This window comes from Luteimonas cucumeris, assembly GCF_007830035.1.
Lineage (GTDB): Bacteria > Pseudomonadota > Gammaproteobacteria > Xanthomonadales > Xanthomonadaceae > Luteimonas_C > Luteimonas_C cucumeris.
This window is the reverse complement of the sequence record NZ_VLKN01000017.1, coordinates 1-9099: the sequence shown is the minus strand read 5'-3', so window position 1 is coordinate 9099 and position 9099 is coordinate 1. Positions and strand designations below refer to the sequence as shown.

The following is a 9099-nucleotide window of genomic DNA, read 5'->3' as shown; positions in this document are numbered from 1 at the left end:
CGTGCGGCGGCGGAGGCTTCCTCGACCAGTGCGGCGTTCTGCTGGGTGACCTCGTCCATCTGGGTGATGGTCTGGTTGACCTGTTCGATGCCGGCGGACTGCTCCTGCGAGGCGGCGGAGATCTCGGCCATGATGTCGGTGACCCGCTGCACCGAGGCGACGATCTCGCCCATGGTGGTGCCGGCCTGGTGGACCAGGCGCGAGCCGTCGGCGACCTTGTCCACCGAGGTCTCGATCAGGCCCTTGATCTCCTTGGCCGCCCCGGCGGAACGTTGCGCCAGGGTGCGCACTTCACTGGCCACCACGGCGAAGCCGCGGCCCTGCTCACCGGCCCGGGCCGCTTCCACGGCGGCGTTGAGCGCCAGGATGTTGGTCTGGAAGGCGATGCCGTCGATGACCGAGATGATCTCGGCGATCTTGCGCGAGGACGATTCGATGTCCTGCATGGTGGTGACGACCTGGCCGACGACGTCGCCGCCCTTGGAGGCCACGCCGGCGGCGCCGATGGCCAGCTGGTTGGCCTGGCGGGCGGACTCGGCGTTCTGGCGCACGGTGGAGGTCAGTTCCTCCATGGAGGCGGCGGTTTCCTCGAGGTTGGCGGCTTGTTGTTCGGTGCGGCTGGACAGGTCGGCGTTGCCCGAGGCGATCTCGGAGGCGGCGGTGTTGATGTGGACCGAGGCGTCCTGGATGTGGCCGACGATGTCGGTGAGCTGGGCGACGGTGGCGTTGGCATCGTCGCGCATGCGGGCGAACACGCCGTGGAAGTCGCCGTCCATGCGCACGGTCAGGTCGCCGCGGGCGATTGCCTGCAGCAGTTCCGACACTTCGGCCAGGTTGCCTTCGGTGGTTTCCATCAGCTGGTTGAGTCCCGCGATCATGTCGCGGAAGTCGTGCTGGTACTGGCCGACGTCGCCACGCTGGGCGAAATCGCCGGAAGCCGCCGCGCCGGCCAGGCGCTTGATCTCGGCGTTGATCGCCGACAGGTTGGCCTTGGTGGTGTGCATGGTCTCGGTGAGGTTGGCCTTCTCGCCCGGCAGCTGCTCCATGTCCAGGCTCAGGTCGCCGATCGAGTAGCGCTGCATGATCTTCAGCGCATTGCCGATCGCTTCCAGGTGCGAGGCGACCAGCGCGTTGGTGTCGCGCACCATGCGGCCGTACTCGCCGGGGAAGGCGCTGTCGTCCATGCGATAGCTGATCTGGCCCTCGTCGTGCAGCCGCGCCATCTCGCCCTGCGCCTGGATCACCGACTGCAGCTGCGACTGCATGCGTTGCATCGCGCCCAGCAGCTGCCCGACTTCATCCTTGCGCGAGGTGTCGATCCTGCCGTCGAGCTTGCCGTTGGAGACGTCGTTGGCGACGCGCACCGCCTCGCCGACTGAACGGGCGATGGCACGCGCGAACAACCAGGCGATGGCCAGCCCGGCGCCGGCGCCGACCAGCAGCATCACCAGCAGCATCACGCTGGACGAGCGGTAGGTGCCGGTGGCGTCGTTGCGTGCCGCGTTGGCCTGCCGGTCGACTTCCGCGATCACCGCGGTCAGCGATTGCGCGGCGCGACTGTGCAGCGCGTAGGTATCGCCGATGTAGGTGTTGAGGGCGTCGTCGGGCAACTGCAGCTGCAGCATCTCGTCGACGTCCTGGTAGGACTGGTAGGCCTTGCCCCAGTCGGCGACGAAGCGCTCGAACAGCTGCTTTTCCTGCGCGCTGCTGACCAGTTTCCGGTAGGCGGCGATCTTCTTCAGGATGTCGGCCTGGGTCTGCTGCGAACGCTTGCGGGCATCGGCCTTCACGGTTTCGCTGGCATTGACCAGGCCGGTGAAGCTGGAGCCGCGGTACTCGCCGATCAGGCTGCGTATGTCGCCGGCGGTCTTGACCGTCGGCAGGGTGTTGCCGGCCATTCCGGTGGTGACGTCGTTGAGCGAATGCAGGCCGCGCCAGGCGGCGATGCCCTGCACCAGCATCAGCACGAGGACGATGCCGAATGCCAGCATCAGCTTGGTGGTCAGTCGGGAATTCTTGATCCACTGCATGGAGGCTTTCCTTGGTCGAGCGCAAGGCGGCCGCAGCCGCGCGAAGGAATGCCGCCGGGCGCCAGTGCGACCGGCGACGCGGACGTCAGCGCATCGACGCGATCTTCAGGTTGCTCGGCGAAGTGACCACGATCTCGGCGCGCGAGCTGTCCGGCTCGATCTGGCCGATCGCGCAGACGTCCTTGCCTTCCAGCGACTCCGGCGCGGGGTTGAATTTCGCGCGGTCGGCGCCCTGGATGCGCACCGTGAACTTGTGGCGCGGGAACTGTCCGCCCATGTACAGGAAGGTCGGCTCGCCTTCGGTCTTCTCGGCGTAGCGCGCGCGCTCGACCTTGCCGCAGACGGTGCCGGAGCGGCCGGTGAAGCGCGGCGCGTTGTCCGCCGGGATCGCGTCGGTGATGGCATCGGCGGCATGCACCGGCGACGGCAGGGTCAAGCCGGAAATGGCCAGGGCCAGGGACAGGGAAACGGTGGCGGTCTTCATGACTGATCTCCGGAAGGGCGGCGCGCGGTGCGCATGGATACGACTCGGATAACGAGATCGGCGCGCTCACGCAAAACTTGAGCGGCCCGCCATGGCGCGGGCGATGGCGATCGATCCGGCTCAGTGCCCGACGGCGACGAACGAGGCGATGATCCAGCCGTCGTTGAAGCAGGTTTCCGCGGCGCGCAGCGACCGGCCGTCGTAGGTGTCGACCCGGAATGCCCGCCATGGCTGGCTGCGACGCACGCCTGCGATCCGCTGCAGCCACTCGTCGGCGCTGTCGGCATCGATGACCGGGCCGCAGCGCTGCCGGTGGCAGTGGTGGACGATGTCGGCGTAGCGGTCGACGCCGCCGGGCAGGCAATGCAGCGCCAGATAGGCATCGTTGGCCAGCACCAGCCGGTCCGACGGGTCGAACATCGCGATCGGCGTGCCGCTGATGTCGATGCCTTGCAGCAGCTGCGACAGCACCTCCGGTTCGCGCGAGGACATCGCCGGACGCAGCGTGGTGCGGTCGGTCGCGCCGCCGCCGGCCTGGTCCTCGCGTCCGCGCACGATGATGCGGTCGCGCCCGCTGTACTTGGCGTTGTACAGCAGGCGGTCGGTGGCGCGGATCCAGGCGCTGTGGTTGTCGATGCCGACGACCAGTTCGGCGATGCCGAAACTGGCGGTGACCATGTGGTCCGCCAGCACCGGTTGCGCATGCAGGGACTCGCGCAGGCGATTGGCCAGGGCGAGGGCTTCGGACGAGGTGGTGTCCGGCAGCAGGATGCCGAATTCCTCACCGCCGTAACGGCCGGGCACATCGAAATCGCGCAGGTGGCGGCGCAGCAGGTTCGCGAAGTTGAGGATGGTCTGGTCGCCGGCCGCATGGCCGTACAGGTCGTTGACCTGCTTGAAGTGGTCCAGGTCCACCAGCATCAGCGTGGCCGGCTGTCCGGTGCGTCGGCTGCGCGAGAACTCGGTGCGCACCGCCGTTTCCCAGTGGCTGCGATTGAACAGCCCCGACAATCCGTCATGCGATCCCTGCCGTTCCAGTTCGACGTGCCGGCGCTGCAGCTGGTCCATGACGTGGTGGCTGAAATGCCCGATGCCGGCCGGCAGCAGCAGCAACAACGGCAGCGACGCCAGCACGTATTCCAGCGTCGGTCGCAACTGCACGTGCACGCCGTACACCAGCAGGCCGGCGACGACGCCGGCAGCATGGCAAGCCAGCCCGCGCCAGGCCACGCGCGCGCCGCCGAGGGTCGTGCCGATGGCCAGGATCGCGGCCAGCGCGATGGCGCTGGCGGGCAGGTTGAAGGCGATCAACGGCGTCCACGCGCCGACCAGGAAATGATCCAGCAACAGCTGGTGCCGCGCGGTGCGGCGGTAGGGCCAGCGACACCACAGCCGGTACGCGACATGCGGCCACAGCAGGCAATGCAGCAGCGGTCCCAGCCAGGCCGTCCACGGCACCTGACGATGGTGCAGGATCGCGGCCAGCATCAACAGCAGCAGACCCAGCCCGACGCCACGCAGCAGGTACAGGCGCCGCGGATAGGCCAGATGCGGGCAATGCAGGGATCGCGCGTGCGCATGTCCGGCGGGAGGGGCGGCGCTGGCCATGCTCAGTTGCTTCCCGCCGCCGCCAGGTCGTTGCCCTGCAGCCAGCGGCCGAGTTCGTCCGCCGGCATCGGCGCGGAGAACAGGAAGCCCTGCAGGATCGGGCAGCCCTGTTCGGCGAGGAAGCGCTGCTGCGATCCGGTTTCCACGCCCTCGGCCACGACCGCCATGCCGAGGCTTTCGCCGATGCGCAGCACCGATGTGATCAGCGTCCTTGCGATCGCGCTGCTGTCGATGTCGCTGACGAAGCTCTGGTCCAGCTTCAGTTCGTAGATCGGCAGGCGATGCAGGTGGCTGAGGCTGGAATAGCCGGTGCCGAAGTCGTCCAGCGACAACCGCACGCCCATCGCATAGATCGCCTCGAGGTTGCCCAGCACGTCCGGATCCGGATCGAGCATGGTGCTTTCGGTGATCTCGATGATCAGGTCGTCCGGCGCCAGGCCGTGCTCGCGCAGGGTGCGCGCCACCTGCGCGGACAGGTCGGTGTCGCGGAAATTGATCGCCGACATGTTCAGCGACACGCGCGGCACCGACAGTCCGTCGCGGCGCCAGTGCGCCAGCTGCGCGCAGGCCTGGCCCAGCACCCAGCCGGTCAGCTCGTCGATCAGGCCGCATTCCTCGGCCATCGGTATGAACTGCGCCGGTGCGATGATGCCCAGCTCCGGATGCTGCCAGCGCAGCAGCGCCTCGACCCCATGCAAGTCACGCGTCCCGTTGCCGCTGACCTGCGGCTGGTAGTGCAGCTGCAGCTGGCCCAGACGGATCGCTTCGCGCAGCGCGGTTTCCAGCGACACGCGTTCCTGCACGATGCGGTTCATGTCGGCGCTGAAGAAACGGAAGCAGGCGCCACCATCCTTCTTGGCGCGGTACATCGCCATGTCGGCGTTGCGCACCAGGATGTCGACGTTGCGACCGTCGTCGGGGAACATCGACACGCCGATGCTGGCGTTGGGATGCAGCGTCATCAACCCGACCGGCACCGGCGCGGCGATCGCGCCGATCAGGCGTTCGGCGATGCTGCCGGCCTGTTCGGCGCTGCACTGCGGCAGCAGCGCGACGAATTCGTCGCCGGCCTGGCGGCCGATGATGTTGGCGCCGGGCATCTCCTCGCGCAGGCGCGCGGCGATGTCGCGCAGCAGGCCGTCGCCGGCGGCATGACCCTGCGTGTCGTTGACCAGCTTGAAGCGGTCCAGGTCGATGAACAGCAATGCGGCCGTTGCCTGGGTCTGCGCGGCATTGGCCAGCGCCTGCTCCGCGCGCGCGCTGAACATGATCCGGTTGGGCAGGCCGGTCAGCGTGTCGTAGAAGGCGAGCTGGTGCACGCGCTCGTTGGTCTGCTCGCGTTCCAGCGCCAGCGCGCACAGGTGCAGGCAGGTGTCGACCAGGCGCAGGTGCAGCGCGTCGGGCTCGCGTGATTCGCGGTAGTAGAAGGAGATGGTGCCCAGCACGCGACCGTTGCTGGACTTGATCGGATTGGACCAGCACGCGGCCAGGCCCAGCGGCAGCAGCAGATGCCGGTAGTCGGCCATCAGCGGATCGCTGCCGATGTCGCGCACCATGACCGGCCGGCCGCGCCATGCGGCGGTGCCGCAGGAGCCGGCGCGTGGCCCGATCGCAACGCCGTCGATGCCGGCGATCATGTGCTTGGGCAGGCTGGGCGCGGCCAGCGGATGCAGCTGGCCGTCGCCATCGACGGTCATGATCGAGGCCACCAGTTCCGGCGCGATGTGCTCGACCTCGCGGCAGATCAGCGTCATCACGTCGATCATCGGCAGCTCGCGCACCATCGCGTCGAGCACCTTGTGGTGCAGCACCTGGTGCATCTTGGTCTGGGTGATGTCGGTCAGCACGCTGACCAGCGCGGTCAGCCTGCCGTCGGCGTCGCGCACCGGATTGACCACCGCCGAGATCCACAGCGGCCGGCCGCTGCGGGCATACAGCAGCACTTCGGTCTGCAGGCCGCTGCCGGTGGCCAGCGCCGCATCGATCGATTTGCCCAGGTCGGGATCGGTGCGCGGCCCGGACAGCAGTTCGCTCGGCTTGCGATCGCGCAGGTCCTCCAGCGTGTAGCCGAACAGGCGCGTGAATCCGCTGTTGACGTAACCGACCTTGCGCCGTGCGTCGCTGACGAAGATGGCGTTGTCGCTGTTGTCCACGACCAGCGACAGCTGCTGCATGCGTTCCTGTTCGCGACGCTGCGCGCTGACGTCGCGGATGAAGGCGGTGTGGAACACGCGGCCGTCGAACGCGACCCTGGAGATCGACATCGAGCCGATCGAGCGGCTGCCGTCGCTGCGTTCGATGTCGACATCGCGGCTGCGGCCGACGATGTGGTCGGCACCGGCATTGCGGCTGCGCGAAACGAAGCCGTCGTGCACGTCGCGTAGCGCCATGGGCACCAGCAGGTCGACGTTCGCGCCCAGTACCTCGCCGCGCGTGCGCCCCCACAGGGTTTCGGCGGCGCCATTGAACAGCACGATGCGGCTTTCGTCGTCGATGACCACCACCGCGTCCGCCGCCTGCTCCATCGTCTGAACGATGAACTCGTAGCCCGCATCGGCGGGCGCCAGCGGCGAGAAGCCTGCTTGGATGGCGGGACGTGGCATGCGGTTCCCTGGCATGGATGACAGCCGCGATTCCCGGCGCAGCGGGCCGTCCGGCGCATGCGGGCGCCGGACCTCAACCTGTATCGGCCGCGATCGCGGCAACTTGATGCGTTCCGGAAGGCCTGGCGCGAGCGTGGGACCCGGCACGTGGCCGCGGTCAGGCGGCGATGTCGGCCAGTTGCGGCTGCACGATGTCGGCGCTGTCGATCAGCGTTTCGATGTCCAGCAGGATCAGCATGCGGTCTTCCAGCGTGCCGATGCCGGAGATGAAGCGGGTGTCGACGGACACGCCGAATTCCGGCGTCGGCCGGATCTGGTCCTGGTCCAGCGGGATCACGTCCGAGACGCTGTCCACCACGATGCCGACCACGCGGTCTTCGACATTGAGCACGATCATCACCGTGAACGCGTCGTAGCGTGCGTCCTTCATGCGCAGCTTCAGGCGCAGGTCGATCACCGGCACGATGGTGCCGCGCAGGTTGATCACGCCCTTGATGTAGTCCGGTGCGTCCGGCAGGCGGGTGACGGCGTCGTAGCCGCGGATTTCCTGCACCTTGAGGATGTCGACGCCGTAGTGCTCGTTGCCCAGCGCGAAGCTCAGGAATTCGCCGGCGGCAGCGGTGTCGGTGGGGCTCTTTTCGATCATTGCGGGGCTCCTGCGGCGGAATGGGCGTGCCGGTATGCGCATGCCTGTTCCAGATCGGCCGCGACGACGCTTTCTTTAGCCATTGCCGCGCTCGCGCGCGCTGCGCTGCCGATCCATGCGGAAGATGTAGCGCTGGATGACGGCGTCCGCGCCGCGCGGCAGGTGCGAGAACTGGCAGCCGGCACGCGTGGTTTCGGTGCCGTTGGGCTGCAGCTGCCGCGACAGGCTGCGCACCCTCAGGCCGATGGCGATGCCGTCAGCCTCCGGCAGGTGCAGCAGGCAGTCGTCCAGCTCGCGCGGCAGCGACGCCTCGCCAAGGGTCGCCGGCAGCGCCAGCGACACGCCGCCGCAGCTGATGTCGATCACGCGCAGCTGCAGCACGCGGTCTTCGCCATCGGCTTCCGGCACCGTGACCGTGCACTTGAGTGGCTGCGAAACCGGCACCTTCAACCGGTACAGCTCGCGCCGCTGCAGTTTCATCAGGCGTTCGGGCAGCGCGGCCCGGAAGGCGACCTGTCCGTCGATGTCGAGTGCGGCCAGGCCATGCAGCTGGAACTGCATGCGGATGCGGTCCGGCTGCGCCACGCAGGTCAGGTGGTGCGCCTGCAGGATGCTGCGGTTGACGCTGTCGTCGGCGCTGCCGTCGATCAGCAGCGTATCGTCGTCGGCCACGCGCAGCACCGCGGTCGGAAACGTGCGGTTGCCGGGCGACAGGCTGGCGCTGACCAGGGCCTTGCTGTCGACCAGCCACTGCAGGGCCTGGCGGATGTCCTGACGACCACGCAGCAGGTATCGGCCCTCGTCCTCGCGGGATGTTTCGTCGACGAATGACGGGTCGGTGGGGGGCATGCAGCAGCCGGTGGAGAGTGGGTGAGCCTGCTTGCGCAGACGCGGGATTCCATACGCAACGTCGTGGCGCGGATGGGATGCCGTTACTACCCATATCGTGCGGGGCGGCGGATTCTTTAGCGTTTGTGGAAGACGCTGAGCGCTATCGCGTCATGTGCGATGGCGGATCAAGAGACCAGCGACCTGCTGCTCTTGCTCGTCATCCCGGCGCAAGCCGGGATCCAGTGACTTTGCTCTTGCTGTCGGAGTTGCGAAGCGTTTGCCGACCTTTCAGGTCGGCTTTTCCGCCTGCTCCCGCAGTCGGGTCACTTTCTCTTGATGGGGCCAAGAGTAAGTAACCAAAGAGAAGGCCCTTCCCCGATCAAAGCTAGCGTTGCGCGTTGTGGTCCTCGGGGATTTTCCGACTCGCCATCCATGGCTCGGTCGGAAAACGGCGGCCATCCATGGCCGCCGCCCTCCGGGTCTATGGAGTGACGTGGATGACCGTTACTTCTAGCGGCCTTCTAGCTTCGGAGTCCGAAGTATCTGCAATTTTCAAGCGGGGTTGAGAGTTCGCCGTTCGCGTTTGCCATGCTCACCGCTCAGTCAGAACTCCTGCCAGTCGCCGCCGCCGGCGAGTGCCGGTTCCGGACGACGGACGACGGCCTTCGCGCGCGGTTGCGGCCTTTTCATCGGCTGCGGTGCGATGGGCGCGGTCGGTGTCGACCGGCGTAGTACCGGTGCATCGGCCATCACGAACACCGACACGGCCTGGCTCAAGGCGCCGGCCTGTTCTTCCATCGAGCGTGCGGCGGCGGAGGCTTCCTCGACCAGTGCGGCGTTCTGCTGGGTGACCTCGTCCATCTGGGTGATGGTCTGGTTGACCTGTTCGATGCCGGC

Annotated in this window: 6 protein-coding genes and 1 pseudogene; all 7 read right to left on the bottom strand. The window is 67.6% G+C overall.

Going from position 1 to position 9099, the window contains the following annotated elements; translation table 11 throughout:
- Positions 1-2030: methyl-accepting chemotaxis protein (locus IP90_RS16420; protein WP_277874229.1), on the bottom strand; the 2030-nt coding region annotated here is incomplete at its 3' end.
- 85 nt (positions 2031-2115) lie between these two features.
- Positions 2116-2514 (bottom strand): hypothetical protein, encoded by a 399-nt coding sequence (locus tag IP90_RS16415; protein WP_199753523.1) that lies wholly within the window; start codon positions 2512-2514, stop codon positions 2116-2118.
- 120 nt (positions 2515-2634) lie between these two features.
- Positions 2635-4122 (bottom strand): diguanylate cyclase, encoded by a 1488-nt coding sequence (locus tag IP90_RS16410; protein WP_144900751.1) that lies wholly within the window; start codon positions 4120-4122, stop codon positions 2635-2637.
- Between the two features lie 2 nt (positions 4123-4124).
- Positions 4125-6725, bottom strand: a complete 2601-nt coding sequence (locus tag IP90_RS16405; RefSeq protein WP_144900750.1) for an EAL domain-containing protein — start codon at positions 6723-6725, stop codon at positions 4125-4127.
- A gap of 157 nt (positions 6726-6882) precedes the next feature.
- Positions 6883-7371: a chemotaxis protein CheW gene (locus IP90_RS16400; RefSeq protein WP_144900749.1), complete on the bottom strand. Its 489-nt coding sequence runs from the start codon at positions 7369-7371 to the stop codon at positions 6883-6885.
- Positions 7372-7446: 75 nt separating this feature from the next.
- Positions 7447-8220 carry a flagellar brake protein gene (locus IP90_RS16395; protein ID WP_144900748.1) on the bottom strand — a complete coding sequence of 258 codons (774 nt, stop codon included), beginning with the start codon at positions 8218-8220 and terminating at the stop codon, positions 7447-7449.
- A 585-nt stretch (positions 8221-8805) separates the two neighbouring features.
- Positions 8806-9099 (bottom strand): annotated as a pseudogene (locus tag IP90_RS16390) (methyl-accepting chemotaxis protein); the annotation flags it as partial.